This is a genomic window from Kitasatospora sp. NPDC059648, from assembly GCF_042734825.1.
Classification (GTDB): domain Bacteria; phylum Actinomycetota; class Actinomycetes; order Streptomycetales; family Streptomycetaceae; genus Kitasatospora.
Genome location: NZ_JBHWDU010000003.1, coordinates 69,139 through 86,781, shown reverse-complemented (window position 1 = coordinate 86,781; position 17,643 = coordinate 69,139). Strand labels below are relative to the sequence as shown.

The 17,643-nt window shown below is 73.3% G+C and carries 12 protein-coding genes; 6 read left to right on the top strand and 6 right to left on the bottom strand.

Going from position 1 to position 17,643, the window contains the following annotated elements; genetic code table 11:
- Nucleotides 1-197: 197 nt before the first annotated feature.
- Together ACFV1W_RS03165 and ACFV1W_RS03160 are read left to right on the top strand one after the other, a co-directional pair.
- Complete coding sequence (locus tag ACFV1W_RS03165) at nt 198-2,549, top strand: immune inhibitor A domain-containing protein (RefSeq protein ID WP_380412580.1); 2,352 nt, start codon at nt 198-200, stop codon at nt 2,547-2,549.
- Nucleotides 2,550-2,966: 417 nt separating this feature from the next.
- Nucleotides 2,967-3,896: a M23 family metallopeptidase gene (locus tag ACFV1W_RS03160; RefSeq protein WP_380412578.1), complete on the top strand. Its 930-nt coding sequence runs from the start codon at nt 2,967-2,969 to the stop codon at nt 3,894-3,896.
- An 11-nt stretch (nt 3,897-3,907) separates the two neighbouring features.
- On the opposite strand, the gene ACFV1W_RS03155 is transcribed toward ACFV1W_RS03160, so the two are convergent.
- Nucleotides 3,908-4,540: a TetR/AcrR family transcriptional regulator gene (locus ACFV1W_RS03155; RefSeq protein WP_380412576.1), complete on the bottom strand. Its 633-nt coding sequence runs from the start codon at nt 4,538-4,540 to the stop codon at nt 3,908-3,910.
- A 221-nt stretch (nt 4,541-4,761) separates the two neighbouring features.
- On the opposite strand from ACFV1W_RS03155, the gene ACFV1W_RS03150 reads away from it, so the two are divergent.
- Entirely contained in the window at nt 4,762-6,357 is a 1,596-nt protein-coding gene (locus ACFV1W_RS03150) for an MDR family MFS transporter (RefSeq protein ID WP_380412574.1), read from the top strand.
- 85 nt (nt 6,358-6,442) lie between these two features.
- On the opposite strand, the gene ACFV1W_RS03145 is transcribed toward ACFV1W_RS03150, so the two are convergent.
- The gene (locus tag ACFV1W_RS03145) at nt 6,443-7,357 is read right to left on the bottom strand and encodes an A/G-specific adenine glycosylase (protein WP_380412572.1); all 915 of its coding nucleotides are present in this window, start codon (nt 7,355-7,357) and stop codon (nt 6,443-6,445) included.
- 192 nt (nt 7,358-7,549) lie between these two features.
- On the opposite strand from ACFV1W_RS03145, the gene ACFV1W_RS03140 reads away from it, so the two are divergent.
- A complete protein-coding gene (locus tag ACFV1W_RS03140; protein WP_380412570.1) occupies nt 7,550-8,446 on the top strand; it encodes a hypothetical protein in 897 nt (298 codons plus the stop codon).
- 168 nt (nt 8,447-8,614) lie between these two features.
- Here ACFV1W_RS03140 and disA read toward each other — a convergent pair whose 3' ends face one another.
- Both disA and radA read right to left on the bottom strand, forming a co-directional pair.
- Nucleotides 8,615-9,673 (bottom strand): DNA integrity scanning diadenylate cyclase DisA, encoded by a 1,059-nt coding sequence (gene disA / locus ACFV1W_RS03135; protein ID WP_380412812.1) that lies wholly within the window; start codon nt 9,671-9,673, stop codon nt 8,615-8,617.
- A 205-nt stretch (nt 9,674-9,878) separates the two neighbouring features.
- The gene (gene radA, locus ACFV1W_RS03130; RefSeq protein ID WP_380412568.1) at nt 9,879-11,390 is read right to left on the bottom strand and encodes a DNA repair protein RadA; all 1,512 of its coding nucleotides are present in this window, start codon (nt 11,388-11,390) and stop codon (nt 9,879-9,881) included.
- Between the two features lie 174 nt (nt 11,391-11,564).
- On the opposite strand from radA, the gene ACFV1W_RS03125 reads away from it, so the two are divergent.
- Nucleotides 11,565-13,460, top strand: coding sequence for a hypothetical protein (locus tag ACFV1W_RS03125; RefSeq protein WP_380412566.1), 1,896 nt, complete (start codon nt 11,565-11,567; stop codon nt 13,458-13,460).
- A 34-nt stretch (nt 13,461-13,494) separates the two neighbouring features.
- Here the strand turns inward: ACFV1W_RS03125 and ACFV1W_RS03120 are convergent, their stop codons facing one another.
- A complete protein-coding gene (locus ACFV1W_RS03120; RefSeq protein ID WP_380412564.1) occupies nt 13,495-14,829 on the bottom strand; it encodes a DUF1254 domain-containing protein in 1,335 nt (444 codons plus the stop codon).
- A 123-nt stretch (nt 14,830-14,952) separates the two neighbouring features.
- Nucleotides 14,953-16,290, bottom strand: coding sequence for a DUF1254 domain-containing protein (locus ACFV1W_RS03115; RefSeq protein ID WP_380412563.1), 1,338 nt, complete (start codon nt 16,288-16,290; stop codon nt 14,953-14,955).
- Between the two features lie 216 nt (nt 16,291-16,506).
- Here ACFV1W_RS03115 and ACFV1W_RS03110 point away from each other — a divergent pair, with 216 nt between their 5' ends.
- On the top strand, nt 16,507-17,547 hold the full coding sequence (locus tag ACFV1W_RS03110; RefSeq protein WP_380412561.1) for an NAD-dependent epimerase/dehydratase family protein: 1,041 nt from the start codon (nt 16,507-16,509) through the stop codon (nt 17,545-17,547).
- Nucleotides 17,548-17,643: the final 96 nt, after the last annotated feature.

Below are 17,643 nucleotides of genomic sequence, written 5' to 3'. Positions count from 1 at the left end.
GCACACGCCCCACGACCTGGGGTTCTTCGACTGTCCGTCAACTGACGGAAAATCGGCGAGCATAGCGCCGTGGCCATGTCAGGGTCAAGGTCTATCTTTTCCCGCCCCACTTCGGTCAAATGACGTCCACCTGTCTTTCATATTGGTTTACCGGGCCTTGGCCAAGAGTCGGCTCGGTCGGGGAGGGCGTCACAACGTTGAAGACCACCAGGAGAACCGCAGCGGTCACCACCGCGGCGGCGGTCATAGTCACGCTCGGCGCGGGGCTGTTCCCGAGCAGCGCCGTGGCGGCCGGTTCGGCACCGGTTCCGAAGGACCCGGCCGACGCGGTCCAGGCCGTCAACACCGAGCACAACATCCCGGGCCCGCTGACCGCCAAGGTCGACGCCGAGAAGAAGGCTGCCACCGAGCAGCTGCTCAACGGCACCGCCCAGGTCGAGCAGCACAACGGCAGCACCAGCGTGAAGCTCGGCAAGGACAAGTACGTCGAGCTCGCCCGTGAGCGCACGGACAAGATCTTCACGATCCTGGTCGACTTCGGCGACCAGGTCGACAACACCACCAAAACCGCCGACGGCAAGGTCAAGTACGGTGGCGAGGCCGGCCCCAAGCACAACGAGATCGAGGCGCCCGACCGCGCCACGAACAACTCGACCGCATGGCAGGCCGACTACAACCAGCAGCACTACCAGGACCTGTACTTCTCCAAGGACAAACCCTCGCTGAAGACCTTCTACGAGAAGCAGTCCTCGGGCCGCTACTCGGTCGACGGCGTGGTCTCCGACTGGGTCCGGGTGCCGTGGAACGAGGCCCGGTACGGCTCCGACTACTGCGGCTCCAACGTCTGCGCCAGCGCCCAGGACCTGATCCGCGATGCCGTCGACATCTGGTACAAGGACCAGCTGGCGAAGGGTCAGACCGAAGCGCAGATCAAGGCGACCCTGGCCCAGTACGACCAGTGGGACCGCTACGGCTCGCACCACGACGGGAACTTCAACCAGCCCGACGGGTACATCGACCACTTCCAGATCGTGCACGCCGGTGAGGACAAGTCGGCCGGTGGCGGCAAGCAGGGCAGCAAGGCCCTGTGGGCCCACCGCTCCTACGTCTACGGCAACCTGACGGGCCAGGCCGGCCCCGAGGGCAACAAGCTCGGCGGCGTCCAGGTCGGCAACACCGGCCTCTGGATCGGCGACTACACCATGCAGCCGGAGAACGGCGGCCTCGGCGTCTTCGCCCACGAGTACGGCCACGACCTCGGTCTGCCGGACCTCTACGACACCGCCGGCAAGGGCATCGACAACTCGGTCGGCTTCTGGTCGCTGATGTCCTCCGGTTCCTGGCTCGGCGAGGGCAAGGACAGCATCGGCGACATGCCGAACGACCTCGACGCCTGGAGCAAGTACCAGCTCGGCTGGCTGAAGGTGGACCGCGCCAAGGCGGGCACCGAGTCGACGCACCACATCGGCCCGGTGGAGTACAACTCCAACCTGCCGCAGGCGCTCATCGTCGACCTGCCGAAGAAGAGCATCACCACCGACATCAACAAGCCCTTCGCGGGCAACAGCGAGTGGTGGAGCGGCAGCGCCGACAACCTGAACGTCACGCTGACCCGTGACGTCGACCTGACCGGCAGGACCAAGGCCAGCATCAACGCCAAGGCCTGGTACGAGCTGGAGCAGGACTTCGACTACGCCTTCGGCGAGGTCTCCACCGACGGTGGCAAGACCTGGACCGTCGTGGACGGCACCTGGAACGGCGCCGCCCTGCCCAAGGAGAACGGCCGCCCGGCCCTCAGCGGCCTTGCCGCCGCCTGGGGCGACCTGTCCTTCAACCTGGACGCCTACGCGGGCAAGAAGATCCAGTTCCGCTACCGCAACACCACGGACGGCGGCCTGCACTACCGCGGCCTCGCGGTGGACAACGTCTCGGTGGTCGCCGACGGCGCCACCGTGTTCAGCGACGACGTGGAGAACGGCGACAACGGCTGGACCGCCGCCGGCTTCACCCGCTTCGGCGGCTCGTACACCAAGGACTACGCGCAGTACTACATCGCGGAGAACAAGCAGTACGTGTCGTTCGACCAGACGCTGAAGACCGGCCCGTACAACTTCGGTTCGGCCGCCAAGCCCAACTGGGTCGAGCACTACTCCTACCAGCCCGGTCTGCTGATCTGGTACTGGGACGAGTCGCAGACCGACAACAACGTCAGCGCCCACCCGGGCCACGGCCTCGTGCTGCCGGTCGACTCGCACCCGACTCCGATGAAGTGGTCCGACGGCGCCCTGATGCGTCCTCGCATGCAGGGCTTCGACTCCACCTTCGGTTCGCGCCGCGTCCCGGCGCTGACCCTGCACAAGGCTGACGTCGAGACGGTCATCCCGAAGTCCAAGGGCGTCGACGAGTTCAACGACCTGAAGTCCTGGTGGTCCAAGGACGACCAGTACGCCGGTGTCGACGTGCCGAAGACCGGCACCAGCATCGAGGTCGAGAACGAGTCCGCGAACTACCTGGAGACCTGGATCCGGGTCCGCCCGGTCGACAACTGATCGTCCTGACGGTCAGGCCGTGATCGCGCGGCACTGAGTCTCCACGTCCGGCCCGCCCCCGCCACCGCGCGGGGGCGGGCCGGACGCCTTTCCGCGCCCCTTTCGCCGCCCTCGTCGAGGGCTCGGCACCCGCCGCCGGGTGGCGCTGGTCACAGCGGCCCGGCGTAGTACGACCGGACCTAGTAGTCCCGCCGGGCGGCCCCGCGCGGCGGACCGGGCCGGTATCGGACGATCCGATCTCATGATCATTGCTCCGTCCGTCGGAACTTCCGGGCCCACGGTGACTACACGCCGTAGTACGTCACCGCGTTTGGGACTGCGCTCGGTGACCGTTAAATCTGAGTGGTCCCCCCGCTCCGCGAAGCGCCTGATCGAGCGCTTCGCGCTGCCCCGTACGACCGTGAGGTACGACAGGCGATGTCCACCGTCCCGCCCGTGGGGCCGGCGCTGCGCCGGCTCGCCGCCCGTGCGACGGCCCGTGTGGCGGCCCAGGCGGCCGCCTGGCGGCCCCGGATCGGCCACGCGGTCCGCAGCCGTGCCGTACCGCCGCTGCGCCTGCTCACGACGCCCCGGCACGCCACCCTGCCGGGCAGCCGGCAGCGGGTCGAACGCGACCACGCGGTGGTCTCCGCCGGGGCGGCCGCGCTGCTGCTCGCGGGCGCCGTGCTGGTGACCGCCCCGGGCAGCGCCTCGGCCCAGACCGTGCGGCCGACCACCCCGGGCAGTTCGGCCTTCACGGCCCCTCGGGCGCAGGTGCCCGACCCGGGCCTGGTGCAGGTGGCCGGGCCCAGCCCGTACAAGCTGCCGGACGACGCCCCCTCGGCGCAGGCCTTCGTGGCTGTGGCGCCCAACCTGCTGCCGCTCCAGGCGGAGCCCGCGCCCGTCGCGGCGCCCGCCCCGGAACCGGAGCCCGCGCCGGCCCCCGCGCCGCCCGAGCCCGACTGGTCGGCTCCGGTGCCCGACGCACCGACCAGCAACCCGTTCGGGGTGCACAACTCCGAGTACGCCGCCGGGTACCACACCGGGGTGGACTTCGCGGTCTCCCCGGGCACCCCGGTGCTGGCGGTCGGCGCCGCGACCGTGGTGTCGGCCGCCTGGGACGGCGCGTACGGCAAGGAGGTCGTGCTGCGGCTCGCCGACGGGCACTTCGCGCAGTACGCCCACCTCTCCGCGCTGTCGGTCTCGGCGGGCGAGCGGGTGTCGGCGGGTGAGCGGGTCGGGCTGTCCGGGAACACCGGCAACTCGACCGGGCCGCACCTGCACTTCGAGATCCGCACCAGCAACCGCTACGGCGCGGTGGTCGACCCGGTCGCCTACCTCTCCGGGCACGGCGTCACGGCGTTCTGAGGCCTGGCGCCTCAGCCGGCCGTCCGGGCCGGGTGACTGATCCGGCCGCCGATCTCCAGCGCGACCGTCCGGGCCGCCTCCAGCGCCTCGTCCAGGTCGGCCACCGGCACCTTCTCGCCCCAGACGTTCTCGGCGGGGACGGGGTCCTTGCCGTCCTGCTGGAGCAGGAACATCGACGAGTGGATGGTGAACAGCGTCATCGCGGCGCGCAGCCGGTCCTGGAAGCTCGCCTCCGGCCCGTGCACCAGCTGCATCATGGTGATGATCCGCTCCTTGAAGGCCAGCCCGGCCGGGGACTCCCGCAGCGCGGGCTGGTTCTCGTGGAAGAAGCGCAGCAGCGGGGCCCGTTCGGCCATCCCGTCCGCGAAGCGGCGGATCAGCTCGTCGCGAGTGTCCGGGCTCCACTCCTGCTCGCGGCCCCACGCGATGGTCTCGTCGATCGGCGCGGCCATCCGCTCGACGATGCCGAGGACGATGTCGTCCTTGGTCTTGAAGTGGTAGTAGAGCGCAGCCTTGGTGACGCCCAGGCGGTCGGCGATCTCGCGCAGTGAGGTCTGCTCGTAGCCGTGCTCCGAGAAGAGCTCCAGCGACACCTCGATGATGCGAGCCCGGGTGTCGCTGCGGGGACTGTGCGGAGTGCCCATGGCCTGCCTCATGACTGCGTCGGTGACTGCTGCGGATCCCGGGGTGGGCGTCCGCCCCGGGCTCATTCTCCCTGCCCAGGGGGCCGGTCTTAAAACTGGCTTGACGACCGGCTAGGAAACAACCTACCGTGCCGACGATCGACAAACTAGCCGGGCGACAAGTAAGTGAGCCGCCACACGGCGTGAAGCTCGTCCGAACCACCTCCGGGAGACCCCACCCCATGTCACAGTCCAAGACCGCCGGCCCGGTACCGGAGGACAAGACGGCCGAGGAGGAACAGCCGCGGTCACCCCGCGAAATCCGCCTCGTGATGGTCGGCTTGGTCGTCACGATGCTGCTGGCCATGCTCGACAACCTGATCGTCGGCACCGCGATGCCGACCATCGTCGGCGACCTCGGCGGTGCCGAGCACCTGTCCTGGGTGGTCACCGCGTACACCCTGGCCACCGCCGCCTCCACCCCGATCTGGGGCAAGCTCGGCGACCTGTACGGCCGCAAGGGCACCTTCCTCACCTCGATCGTGATCTTCCTGGTGGGTTCGGCGCTGTCCGGCCTGTCGCAGAACATGAACGAGCTGATCGGCTTCCGCGCCGTGCAGGGCCTGGGCGCCGGCGGTCTGATGGTCGGCGTCATGTCGATCATGGGCGCGCTCGTGCCGCCGCGTGACCGCGGCAAGTACCAGGGCATGTTCGCCGCCGTGATGGCCCTCGCCACCATCGGCGGCCCGCTGGTCGGCGGCTTCATCACCGACCACCTGAGCTGGCACTGGACCTTCTACATCAACCTGCCGCTCGGCGTGGTCGCGCTCGCCGTGGTCATCGTCACCCTGAAGCTGCCGAAGGTCCGCAACACCGCCCGGATCGACTACCCCGGCGCCGTGCTGCTCACCGTGGGCATCACCTCGCTCGTGCTGATCACCACCTGGGGCGGCCAGCAGTACGCCTGGGGCTCCAAGGAGATCCTGGGCCTGGCCGCGCTCGCCCTCGCCTCGCTGATCGGCTTCTGCTACGTCGAGCAGCGGGCCCAGGAGCCGATGCTGCCGCTGAGCCTGTTCAAGAACCTGAACTTCACCCTGGTCTCGATCATCGGCTTCGTCGTCGGCTTCGTGATGTTCGGCTCGACCGTCTTCCTGCCGCTCTACCAGCAGATCGTCCAGGGCGCCTCGGCGACCAACTCCGGACTGCTGCTGATGCCGATGATGTTCGGCATGCTGGTCGTCTCGCTGGTGGTCGGCCAGGCCGTCACCAAGACCGGCAAGTACCGGATCTTCCCGATCATCGGCACCCTCGTGATGGCCGGCGGCCTGATCCTGCTCTCCACCATGGGCGTCGGCACCAGCAGCTTCACCTCGGCCTGCTGGATGGTCGTGCTCGGCGCCGGCATGGGCTTCCTGATGCAGATCACCATGCTGGTCGCGCAGAACAGCGTGGAGCTCAAGGACATGGGCGTGGCCAGCTCGACCGCCACCCTGTTCCGCACCATCGGCGGTTCGTTCGGCGTCGCGCTGTTCGGCGCGCTGTTCAACAGCCGGGTGAAGGACACCATGGGCCAGCTGCTGGCCGGGAAGCCGCTGCCCCCGGGCGGTGCGAAGGACCCGGGCCAGACCAGCCCGGCCGAGCTGCGCAAGATGCCCGACTACATCCAGGACGCCTACCACCACGCGGTGTCCAACGGCATGCACACCGTCTTCCTGTGGGGCGCCGGGGTGGCCGTGATCGCCATCGCCGCCGCGGTGTTCCTGCGCGAGGTGCCGCTGCGCGGCACCGGCAAGGGCGAGAAGCCGGCCGAGGCCTCGCTGGAGGCGGCGGCCGTCTGACGGTCCCCCTCGTAGGCGCGTCGTACGCACGGCGCCCCCGGAGGCTCGAAGCATCCGGGGGCGCCGTCGTGTTCGTCCGCGCGGCCTACTGCGGGAGCCGGTAGACGCCCTGCTCGACGGGCTCCACCAGGCCGTCGGCGACGAGGCCGTCCAGGGCCCGGGCGCGCTGCACCGCGTCGGGCCAGACGGCGTCCAGCCGGGCCTGCGGCACCGTGCCGTGCGCCTCGCGCAGTACCGCGAGCAGCTTGCCGCGCACCTGGCGGTCCGTGCCCTCGTAGGTCTGGCCGCGCCGGGCGGGGCCCTCGTACGGCGGGCGGCCGGCCCGCTGCCAGGCGCAGACGGTGAACAGCGGGCAGTCCCCGCACTCCGGGCCGCGGGCGGTGCAGACCAGCGCGCCCAGCTCCATCACGCCGACCGCCCAGGTGGCGGCCGTCCCGGCGTCGTCGGGCAGCAGCGCGGTCGCGGTGCGGCGTTCGGCGGCGGTGGTGGCGGCGGCCGGGTACTCGACGCCGGTCACCGCCCGGGCGAAGACCCGGCGGACGTTGGTGTCCAGCACCACGTGCCGCTGGCGGAAGGCGAAGGAGGCGACCGCGGCGGCGGTGTACTCCCCCACCCCGGGCAGCGAGAGCAGCGTGGCGTGGTCGTCCGGGACCTCGCCACCGTGCTCCTCGGTGATCGCCACGGCGGCCGCGTGCAGGCGCAGGGCGCGGCGCGGATAGCCCAGCCGACCCCACATCCGGACGGCCTCGCCGGGCGCCTCGGCGGCGAGGCCGGCGGGGGTGGGCCAGCGGGTGAGCCAGGCCTGCCAGGCGGGCAGCACCCGCTTCACCGGGGTCTGCTGGAGCATGAACTCGCTCACCGTGACCGCCCAGGGCGTGGTGTCCGGGGTACGCCAGGGCAGGTCGCGCTTGCTGGACTCGTACCAGTCGATGACGGTCGAGTGCAGCAGCGGCAGGGGCATCGGCGGCACGGGGGCTTCGGTGGCGGTGATGGCAGTCATGGCGCTTCGATCCTCCCACGGCCGGTGGACGCGGCCGAAGTGGAGGACTGTGTTCCGATTGGGGCGAAATAGCACGGAAGTCCCGGTTCGGGGTCTCCCTCGAACGGATCAAATGGCGGATCATGTGAAAGAAGGGGCGACTGTGCGGTGTTGGTGAGTCAATCGCCACACACAGTCTCGTAGAGTTTGATCGTGCCCTCTCTGCGTCAACCCGTGGGACCGCTGCCGGCCTCGATCTACTGGCGTCGGCGCGCCGTCGTGCTCGTCGCCGTCGCGGCGGTCGTCGCCCTGATCGCCTGGCTGATGACCGATCAGGGTGGCGGTGACGGCGGGTCCCAGAGCAAGGCCGCCCAGGCCGCGCCCTCCCAGTCCGAGAGCCAGACACCCGCTCAGACGATCACGCCCGGTGCCTCGCCGAGCGGCCCCGCGGCGCACCCCGCCACCGGCGGCACCGGCGGTGGGCCGGTGGCCAGCGGCGGCGGCAGCGAGGTCGGCCTCAGCGGCGGCGGCACGGGCGGCTCCGGCGGCGCCGGTGGCTCGGGTGGCTCCGGCGGGGGCAACCCGGCTCCGGCGGGCGGGCCCGGCGGGGGTTCGGCCGGCGGGTCCGGCGGCTCGGGCGGCGGGTCCGGTGGCTCGGGCGGCGCCCCGGCGGTGAACACCCCCGAGGTGATGGCACTTCCGGTCTGCTCCTCCTCGCAGGTCGCCCTGGAGCTGGCGGGCACCCAGAACTCGTACCAGCCCAAGGACAAGCCGAAGCTGGCCCTGACGGTCAAGAACTCCTCCGGCGCCAACTGCCGGGTGGACCTGGGCCGCACCGCCTCCGTGATCACGGTCAGCAGCGGCAGCAACAACGACCGGGTCTGGTCCTCCGGTGACTGCCCGCCCGACAAGGGCAGCATCTGGGTGCAGATCCCGGCGAACAGCAGCCAGACGGAGACCTTCACCTGGGACCGCAGCCGCAGCAAGCCGCAGTGCGCGACCGCCGACCAGACGGCGCCGGCGAGCGGCACGTACGTGGTGCTCGCGGAGCTCACCGGGCTCTCCGGGGACAAGGTCTCGGCCCGGACCTCGATCCGACTGGACAACTGAGCGTCCGTCAACCCCCACGGAGCCCCCGGCCGCAGCGCGCGGCCGGGGGCTCCTGCGTTGCGGGGCTCCTGCGTCGCCGGGCTCGCGCGTCGCGCTTCCCCGGAGACGCGGAACGGCCCCCGGGGAAGCGTTTCTCTGGGGGCCGTTCCGAGGTCTGCCGCGCGTCGGTCAGACGTAGCGCTCCAGGATGGACGATTCGGCAAGGCGGGACAGGCCCTCACGGACCGAGCGGGCCCGGGTCTCGCCGACGCCCTCGACCGTCTGCAGGTCGTCGATGCTGGCGGCCAGCAGCTTCTGCAGACCGCCGAAGTGCTCGACCAGGCGCTCTATCACCGTGTTGGGCAGGCGCGGGATCTTCGCCAGCAGGCGGTAGCCGCGCGGGGAGACGGCGGCGTCCAGGGACTCCGGCGAGCCGGAGTAGCCGAGCGCCTTGGCGACCGTCTGCAGGTCCAGCAGCTCGGCGTGGGTCAGCGCCTCCAGGTCGCCCAGCACCTCGGCGACCGTCCGGCCCTTCTTGGCGGCGCGCTCCGGGAAGTAGTCCCGGGCGACCAGTTCGCGCTCCGGCTCCACGCCCGCGATCAGCTCGTCCAGCTGGAGCGAGAGCAGGCGGCCGTCGATGCCGAGCTCCAGCACGTAGCCGGCGATCTCGGTGGCGATCAGCCGGACCATCTCCAGGCGCTGGGCCACGGCGGTGACGTCCCGGACCGTCACCAGGTCCTCGATCTCCAGGGCGGAGAGGGTGCCGGCCACCTCGTCCAGGCGCAGCTTGTAGCGCTCCAGGGTGGCCAGGGCCTGGTTGGCACGGGACAGGACGGTGGTGGAGTCCTCCAGCACCCGGCGGGTGCCGTTGACGTACATGGCGATCAGTCGCATCGAGTGCGAGACCGCGACCACCGGGTAGCCGGTCTGCCGGTTGACCCGCTCGGCGGTGCGGTGGCGGGTGCCGGTCTCGTCGGTGGGGATGGTGGAGTCCGGCATCAGGTGGACGCCGGCCCGGACGATCTTGGTGATGTCCTTGTCCAGCACGACCGCGCCGTCGAGCTTGCAGAGCTCGCGCAGCCGGGTCGCGCTGAACTCGACGTCCAGCACGAAGCCGCCGGTGCACAGGGACTCGACCGTCCTGTCGAACCCCAGCACGATCAGGCCGCCGGTGTTGGCCCGCAGGACCCGTTCCAGACCGTCACGAAGCGCGGTACCGGGCGCGATGGCGGTGAGGGAGGCCCGCAGCAGGGCCTCCTCACGGGAGGCCTTGTCCGCCCCCCGGTCGCTGGCTGCCACGTGACTCCTCCGGTCGACCCCGTGCCGCGCGCCTCGCGCCGTTGTGCGCCGGTCCGCGGTCTGTTGCTCTGTCGCTCAGTACCGCTTCGGTACTGCCTTCTGGCCAATGAGACTGGAGGAAGTCTAACTGCGTGCGGCTTCGGCAGGGCTTGGGTCAGCGCAGTTCGTCGGAGTCGAGCGGCTCCCAGCCGTCCATCAGCTCCTCCGGGTACGCCGGGACCTTCGCCGCGCGGGGCGCCGGCGGGGCCGACGGGGCCTCACCACGCCCCTCGCCGCGCGGCTTGGCGGCGGCCCGGCGACGACCCGGGATGGCCCGCAGCGCCTCGCCGATGTCGGCCACCTCGACCACCTTCATGCCCGGCGGCACCTTGCCCGGGTCCGGCGGGACCAGGGCGTGGGTGAAGCCCAGCCGGTGCGCCTCGGCGAGCCGGCGCTGCACACCCGTCACCCGCCGCACCTCGCCCGCCAGGCCGACCTCGCCGATCGCCACCAGGTTGCTGGGCAGCGGGGTGTCGGTGGAGGAGCTGGCCACCGCGAGCGCGACCGCGAGGTCGGCCGAGGGCTCGGTCAGCTTCACCCCGCCGACCGTCGCGGTGTAGATGTCCTGCTTGCCGAGCTTCACCCCGCCGTGCCGCTCGACCACGGCCAGGATCATCGCGATCCGGGGCGACTCCAGCCCCGAGGTGGTGCGGCGCGGGGAGGGGATCTGCGAATCCACCATCAGCGCCTGCACCTCGGCGACCAGCGGGCGCTTGCCCTCCAGGGTGACGGTGAGGCAGGTGCCGGGGACGGGCTTGTCACGCCTGGTCAGGAAGAGGCCGGACGGGTCGGCCAGGCCGACGATGCCCTCGTCGTGCAGCTCGAAGCAGCCCACCTCGTCGGTGGCTCCGTAGCGGTTCTTGACCCCGCGGATGAGCCGCAGCCGGGCGTGCCGGTCGCCCTCGAAGCTCAGCACCACGTCCACCAGGTGCTCCAGCAGGCGCGGGCCGGCGATCTGGCCGTCCTTGGTGACGTGGCCGACCAGCAGGGTGGCCATGCCGCGCTCCTTGGAGGCCCGGATCAGCGCGTTCGCCACCTCGCGGACCTGGGCCGGGCCACCGGGGGCGCCGTCCAGCTCTGCGGAGGCGATGGTCTGCACCGAGTCCAGGATCAGCAGGCCGGGGTTGACCGCCTCGATGTGCCCGAGCACCGCGCCGAGGTCGGACTCGGCGGCGAGGTAGAGGTGCTCGGAGAGGGCGCTGATCCGGTCGGCACGCAGCCTGACCTGGCCGGCCGACTCCTCGCCGGTGACGTAGAGCGTGCGGTGCTGCCCGGTGGCCGCCTTCGCGGCGACGTCCAGCAGCAGGGTGGACTTGCCGACGCCGGGCTCGCCGGCCAGCAGCACCACCGCGCCGGGGACCAGGCCGCCGCCGAGCACCCGGTCCAGCTCCGGCACGCCCGTCGAGCGGGCCGTCGCCACCTGGCCGTCCACCTGGGCGATCGGGCGGGCCGGCGCGCTGACCGGGCCGGCCGCGGTGGTGCGGATCGGCACCGCGCCGTACTCCTCCACCGTGCCCCAGGCGTTGCACTCCGGGCAGCGGCCGACCCACTTGGGCAGCTGGTTGCCGCACTCGGTGCAGCGGTAGGCCGGGCGCGGCTTGGCGGTGGTCCTGGAACGCGGAGGCATGCGGCCCACGGTAGCGCCTGGGGGTGACAGTCGCGGACCGCCACCGGACGCGCCGCGCACCCACACAGATGGGCGATGCTGTTACCCGAAAGAAGTACATACGCGGCGAACAGCGGGGCCGGGCGGCCCGTTGTCCCTACCGTCGGGCGGGTGACAACGCGAACTGTTGGGCCCGTGGGGGCGCCGGACGCCGTCCTCGCGGCGTACGACCGACAGGTGGACGGCCTGTTCACCTACTGCCTCTCGGTGCTCTGCGAGCACGACGCGGCCGCCGACGCCCTGCGCGAGGTCCGCGAACTGGCCCGGCGGCACGGCGCCCGGCTGGCCGAACCCGGGCTGGTGCGGGCCTGGCTGTTCTCGCTGGCCCGGTACTGCTGCCTGCGGCGGCTGGCGGACGGGACCGGCGGGGAAGCCCGGGTGGCGGCCGGGGCGGAGCCGGATGCCGGGGCGGGGCCGGGGTCGGGGTCGGGGCTGACCGAGGCCGAGGCGGTCCGGCGGCGGCGCGAGCTGGCCTCGCTCGCCTGGCCCGAGGCGGCGGGTACGGACCCGGAACAGCGCGAGGCGCTGGAGCTGTCCGTCCGGCACCGGCTGACCCCGCTGGAGGTGGCGGCCGTCCTGGGACTGCCGTTCGGCCGGACCCGCGAACTGCTCGCCGCCGCCGAGGCCGAGGTGGCCCGGACCAGGGCCGCGCTGCTGGTGCTCGGGGTGGGCAGCTGCCCCGTGCTGGACCGGCTGGGCGGAGCCGGGGCGGAGTCCTGGCGGGACTGGGTGCTCGGCCCGGCGCTGCGGCGGGAGCTGGTGCAGCACGTGGTGGACTGCCCGACCTGCCGGGGGACGGCGGAGCGGGTGGCCGCCGGGGAGGCGGCCGAGGAAGCGGCGGGGCTGTCGGGGCTGCCGCTGCTGACGGCGCCCTCCCCGGTGGGCGGGGCGGCTTCCGGGGCGGCGCGGCTGTCCGGGACCGGGGCGGCGGGGCGGCGGGGGCCGGCGGCGGCCGAGCCGGGGCTGCGGTTCGACCACGGCGGCTTCCCCCGGCACCGGGCGCCGGAAGCGGGCCGGGGGCTGGCGGTCCGTCGGCGGGTGGTGACCACCGGAGTGCTCGCGGCCGTCCTGGCGGCGCCGGTGGTCGCGCTGTGGGCCGGGCACCGGGGCGGCGGCGGGTCGGGGTCGGCGGCCGCGGTCTCGGCGGTGCGGGTGGAGGAGGCCGGGCGGGAGGCCGGGCAGCGGCCGCCGTGGGCGGCGGGCGGGACGGATGCGGCCGGGGGCGCGGGGACACCGGGGCTGGAGCTGGCGGGTGCGTGGCCCGCAGGTGCGGGCGGCATGGGCGGCCCAGGTGGTGCAGAAACGTTGCTCCCGGGTGTTCCGCGGCTCACCTTCCAGGGGCCGGTGGTGCCGGTGCCGGGCCGGGGTGCGACTCCGCTCGGCAGCCCGACCCTGGTCGCCGCCCCGGCCCCGGTGGTCGAACGGGCCTCCGCTCCGGCCGCGGGCGACCCGGCCGCGGCCGGGCTGCTCACCGTCGAGGCCGGGGAGTACGGCAGCCGGACGGTGCTCACCCTCACCAACTCCGGCACCACGGAGATCCGCTGGCACGCCGCGACGGACGCCGCCTGGCTCCGGCTCAGCCGCGACTCGGGGACCCTGGCGCCGGGGCAGCGGATCACCGTGATCGTCACCGTGGACCAGGACCTCGCGCCCACCGCCCACTGGACCGCCCGGATCGCGCTGCCGCCCTCGCAGGCGGTGGTCACCCTGGAGGGCGGGCCGCAGGACCGCGGGGGGTCGGCCTCGTCCTCGGCGGATCCCTCGGCGGATCCCTCGTCCGCACCGTCGTCCGCGCCCGCGTCCGGGCCCTCGTCGGCGCCGGGCGGGGGGCCGAGCGGGGGGCCGTCGGCGACGGCCCCGGCCACGGCTGCGCCTTCGTCGACGCCGAGCCGTACGGGCGCGCCGTCGCCGTCGGGTCCGGGCACGCCCTCGCACTCCGGAACGCCGACCGGTACGGCCGCGCCCTCGGCGACTCCGACGGGTGGCGCGTCGCCGCACCCGACGGGGGCGGCCACGGCATCGGGGCGGTAGGGGCCGGCCCGGCCACCGTCGGGGTGGCCGGGCGTCAGGTGCGGTGGATCGGGGGCACCTGGTAGCTGCCGTCCAGCACCTCGGGCTTCGGCCGGTAGAGCCGGATGATCGGGCGGAACTCGCCGGGCGGGGTGGGCAGCCAGTTGGCGGCGGCCGTCGGGTCCTCGGGCGGATCGTGCTGGAGGGTCACGGTCAGTGAGCCGTCCGGGCCGTAGACCAGACCGGGGGTCCGGTCCCCGATGGAGTAGCGGTTGATCGGGTTCTCGACCAGGTAGTAGTCCGGCACCGAGTACATCGTGACGGACCAGAAGGCCTCGGCCGGCGGGGGCTGTTCGAAGTGGAGGGTGTAGCTGTTGGCGCCGCTGAGCGGGCGGCCGTCGGAGTCGTCGTAGGTCACCGCGTACGCGGCCTCGTAGGCGTGGTTGCCCCAGAGGCCGGCCCGGGCGGCAGCGGCGCGGCTGAGGTAGGCGGCGCGGCGGTCGGGGATGCGCCACTCGGGGTCGTCCAGGGTGCCGGGGCCCAGGTGGTCGAGGTTGTAGTCGAAGAGGTGGAGCGCGCAGCGCCACTCGCCGGGCGGGTGCTCCTCGGGCGCGCGGGTGGCGTCCTCGACCCGTTCGCGTCCGGCGGCCAGGCCCTTGGCGAGCGCGAGGGTCCACTCCGCGGCGGCCGCGCGGTACGGCGAGGTGCCGTCGTCCAGCAGCCCCAGCGGGGCGAAGCGGCGCTGGTACTCGATGTCGGGGGTGGCCGGCGGGAAGGCCTGCATCCACACCCTCAGGCGCTCGAAGAAGGCCAGCCGCTCGGGGACCTCCGGGTCCGGCTCGGGCAGTCCGGCGACCAGGCCGCCGGGTTCCAGCGGCTCCAGGCGGAGCCCGGCCTGCAGCCCCCTGACCCGCGGGAGGTCGCGCGGGCCGTTGCAGGCGAAGCGGCCGACGATCGTGCCCAGGGTGGTGGGCAGCTCGATCACCCGGTCCGGGTGCGGGGCGGTGCCGTGCCAGTCGGGCGGGACGACCAGCCAGGTCTGCGCGTCGGTGCCGGTGGCGCGGCTGCCGAGGTAGGCGACGTTGTCCGTCCAGGCGCCGATGAACTGCAGCACGTAGTAGGCGCCGGCGGTGTCCGGGACGTGCAGCACCTGCGGGCCCTCGGAGAGGTCGAGCTGGGCGATCGAGTAGATCGTGTCGTTGTTGACCGAGACGAACTGGTCGCCGGGGCCGGCCAGCCGGGTGGCGTGGCTGAAGTGGTTGGGCGGCGCCGCCGGGAGGGTGCCCAGGCCCCCCTTGGCGAAGCGCTCGACCATGGTGAGGCCGGCGACGAGCGGATAGCCGTAGACGTAGGCGTCGGCGGCCAGGGCCTCCAGCTCGGGCAGGTTCATCGGGGGTCCTTCGTCGGATCGGGTCGGGGCTGGGGGCGCGGGGGCCGGTTCGGGGAACGGGCCCGGGACGGGGCCGGGACGGGGCCGGGACGGGGCCGGGAGCGGCGCCCGCGGCGGAGCCGGTCAGCGCGGGGTGAGCGGCGGGGGCTGCCAGCGGCCGTCCAGGACCTCCGCCTCCGGGCCGTGGATCCGAAGCACGACGGCGAACGGGCCGTCCGGGGCGGGCAGCCAGTTGGCGGAGTGGTCGGCGGCGGCGGGGCGCTTGTGCTGGACGTAGAGGGTGAGGCCGCCGTCCCCGTCGCGGACCAGGCCGGGGGTGTGGCCGCCGACCGAGTAGCGGTCCAGGGTGTTGTCGACCAGCCGGTGGCCGGGGAGCGCGTACATCGTCGCGGACCAGAAGAAGCGGGCCGGGGGCAGGGCGTCCGGGGCGAAGCGGATCAGGTGGTCGCGGTCGCTGGCGTTCGGCGGGCGGCGGCCCTCGCTGTCCGCCGCCCAGCGGCCGTACCAGACCTCCTCGGCGGGCAGCCCGTACGGATCGAGCTCGGCGGCGACGGCCTGCCGGAGGAAGTCCGCGCCGAGCTGTTCGCGGGAGCCGAACAGCTCGGCGCAGTCGCGGAGTTCGGCGAGGGCACGGGTCAGCCGGGCGCGGCCGTCGGCGATCCCGCGGTCGAGTTCGGCGCGGACCTCCAGCGGGAGGACGGCGGGCTCGAACTCGCCGCGGCCGTCGATGCCGAGGTCGGTGAGGCGGCCGCGCAGCTCGGTCTCGGCGGGCGGGAGCCCGTCGGTCAGGGGGAAGAAGCCGAGCAGGAAGTCCAGGAAGGTGAAGAACTCGACACCCTCCAGGACCTCGTCTCGCCAGACCGGCCAGACCGCTTCGGGGGCGGGGGCAGGCGCCCGGGTCCCGGCGTACTCGTGCAGCGGGCGCAGCCGGTACTGGTCCTGGACGGCCCGCAGGGCGGTGAGGTCGGCCGGCGTGTTCCCGGTGAGGCGGGTCCGGCCGGCCAGACCGACCAGCCGGGTGGCGGTGCGGATCACGCCCTTGAGGCCGGACGGGGGCTCGCCCTGCCAGTCGGGGCCGGCCACCAGGTAGTCCCCCGCGTCCTGGCCGGTGGTCCGGGAGCCGATCAACCCGGCGTGCAGGGCGTCGAGCTCCTGCACCGCGAGGACGTGGTAGCCGTCCTGGGCGGGGACCGAGAGCACCCAGGGTTCGGCGCGCAGGTCGAGCCAGGCGCGGGAGGGGAGGGTGTCGACGTCGGGGGTGACGGCGTCGGTGTCGGCAGGGGTGGCCGGGCGCGCGGTGTGGTGGAAGACGCCGAAGCCGCCGACGTAGCCGGGGTCCGCGTCGTCCAGGGCCTGGGCGTAGAGGGTGCGGTAGGTCCGCAGCAGGGGATGGCCGCGGATCCAGGCCTCGGCCGCGGTCGCGCGGATGGTGGCCGGATCGACGAGTGCCGGGTTGACCATGCTGTCGCTCTCCCAGGCCGGATCAGATCATGGATCGACTCATATCGGTACATTTCGGATGCTAAGTGGGGCCGAGTGGGGTGGCACGTCGGGCGGCACGGCGGGCCGCGTCCTGGTCGGCGCGCCCGTCGGCGCCCTGCCCGGCACACCTGCCGGGCGCTCTGCTCAGCGCTAAGCCGGGCGTACGGGCGGGGCCGCCGGGACAGGCTGGGCGGTATGAAGATCCTTCTGCTCGGGGGCTCGTCCTTCCTGGGACGCGCCTACGCCGTCGAGGCGCTCGCCCGCGGCCACCAGGTCACCACCTTCAACCGCGGCCGCCGCGCCCCCGACCTGCCGGGGGTCGAGGCCGTCCGGGGCGATCGCGACAGCGCCGAGGACCTGGCGCGGCTGGTCGCGGGCCGCCGCTGGGACGCCGTCGTCGACACCTCCGCCCAGCAGCCCGCCCAGGTCGCGCTCTCCGTGCGGCTGCTGCGCGAGCGGGCCGACCACTACACCTTCGTCTCCTCGGTGCACGCCTGCGCCGACTGGGCCACCCAGGTGATCACCGAGGACTCCCCGCTCCTCCCCTGCCCCGCCGACACCCCGCCCGGCCGGCCGTTCGGCCGTGAGCTGAAGGCGGGCGGCGAGCGCGCGGCGCGGGCGGGCTTCGGCACCGACCGCACGCTGGTGCTCAGCAGCGGGCTGCTGGTCGGGCCGTACGAATTCGGCGGCCGACTGCCCTGGTGGCTGGAGCGGATGGCCCGCGGCGGGCGGGTGCTCGCCCCCGGCGATCCGGGGCGGGCCGTTCAGGTGATCGACGTCCGGGACTTCGCCGCCTTCGGACTCGACCTGCTGACGGCCGGAACGGCGGGACGCTACCTCACCACGGCGCCGCCCGGGCAGCTCACCTTCGGGCAGTGGCTGGAGACCTGCCGGGAGGTCGCGGGCGCCCCGGGCACCGAACTGGTCCGGATCGACGACGGCCCGCTGCTGGCCGAGGGGCCGGACCGGGTCGAGCCCTGGTCCGAACTCCCCTTCTGGGCACCAGACCTGCCGGACTGGGCGTACATCTGGCAGGTCGACAGCGGTCGCGCCCGGGCAGCCGGACTGCGCTGCCGCCCGTTCGCGGAGACCGCCCGGGACACCTGGGAGTGGCTGCGCACCCGGGGGCCGGTCGAGGACACCGACGCCGAGGGGCGCAAGGGCACGCCGGGGTCACCGTTCAAGCAGGGCATCGAACCGGCCAAGGAACAGCGGTTGTTGGCCGCGCACGGGTGAGCCGCGCGCAGCCGGCGACCGGTCGGACGGGGCCGGCGGCCGCGGGCACCACACCCCCCCCCCCGGGCTCTCCCCACACGGCGAAAATGGTGGGGC

Coding starts and splice junctions, on each gene's coding strand:
- ACFV1W_RS03160 (WP_380412578.1), top strand. CDS start 2,967: ATGTCCACCGTCCCGCCCGTGGGGCCGGCGCTGCGCCGGCTCGCCGCC.
- ACFV1W_RS03155 (WP_380412576.1), bottom strand. CDS start 4,540: ATGGGCACTCCGCACAGTCCCCGCAGCGACACCCGGGCTCGCATCATC.
- ACFV1W_RS03150 (WP_380412574.1), top strand. CDS start 4,762: ATGTCACAGTCCAAGACCGCCGGCCCGGTACCGGAGGACAAGACGGCC.
- ACFV1W_RS03145 (WP_380412572.1), bottom strand. CDS start 7,357: ATGACTGCCATCACCGCCACCGAAGCCCCCGTGCCGCCGATGCCCCTG.
- radA (WP_380412568.1), bottom strand. CDS start 11,390: ATGCCTCCGCGTTCCAGGACCACCGCCAAGCCGCGCCCGGCCTACCGC.
- ACFV1W_RS03120 (WP_380412564.1), bottom strand. CDS start 14,829: ATGAACCTGCCCGAGCTGGAGGCCCTGGCCGCCGACGCCTACGTCTAC.
- ACFV1W_RS03115 (WP_380412563.1), bottom strand. CDS start 16,290: ATGGTCAACCCGGCACTCGTCGATCCGGCCACCATCCGCGCGACCGCG.
- ACFV1W_RS03110 (WP_380412561.1), top strand. CDS start 16,507: ATGAAGATCCTTCTGCTCGGGGGCTCGTCCTTCCTGGGACGCGCCTAC.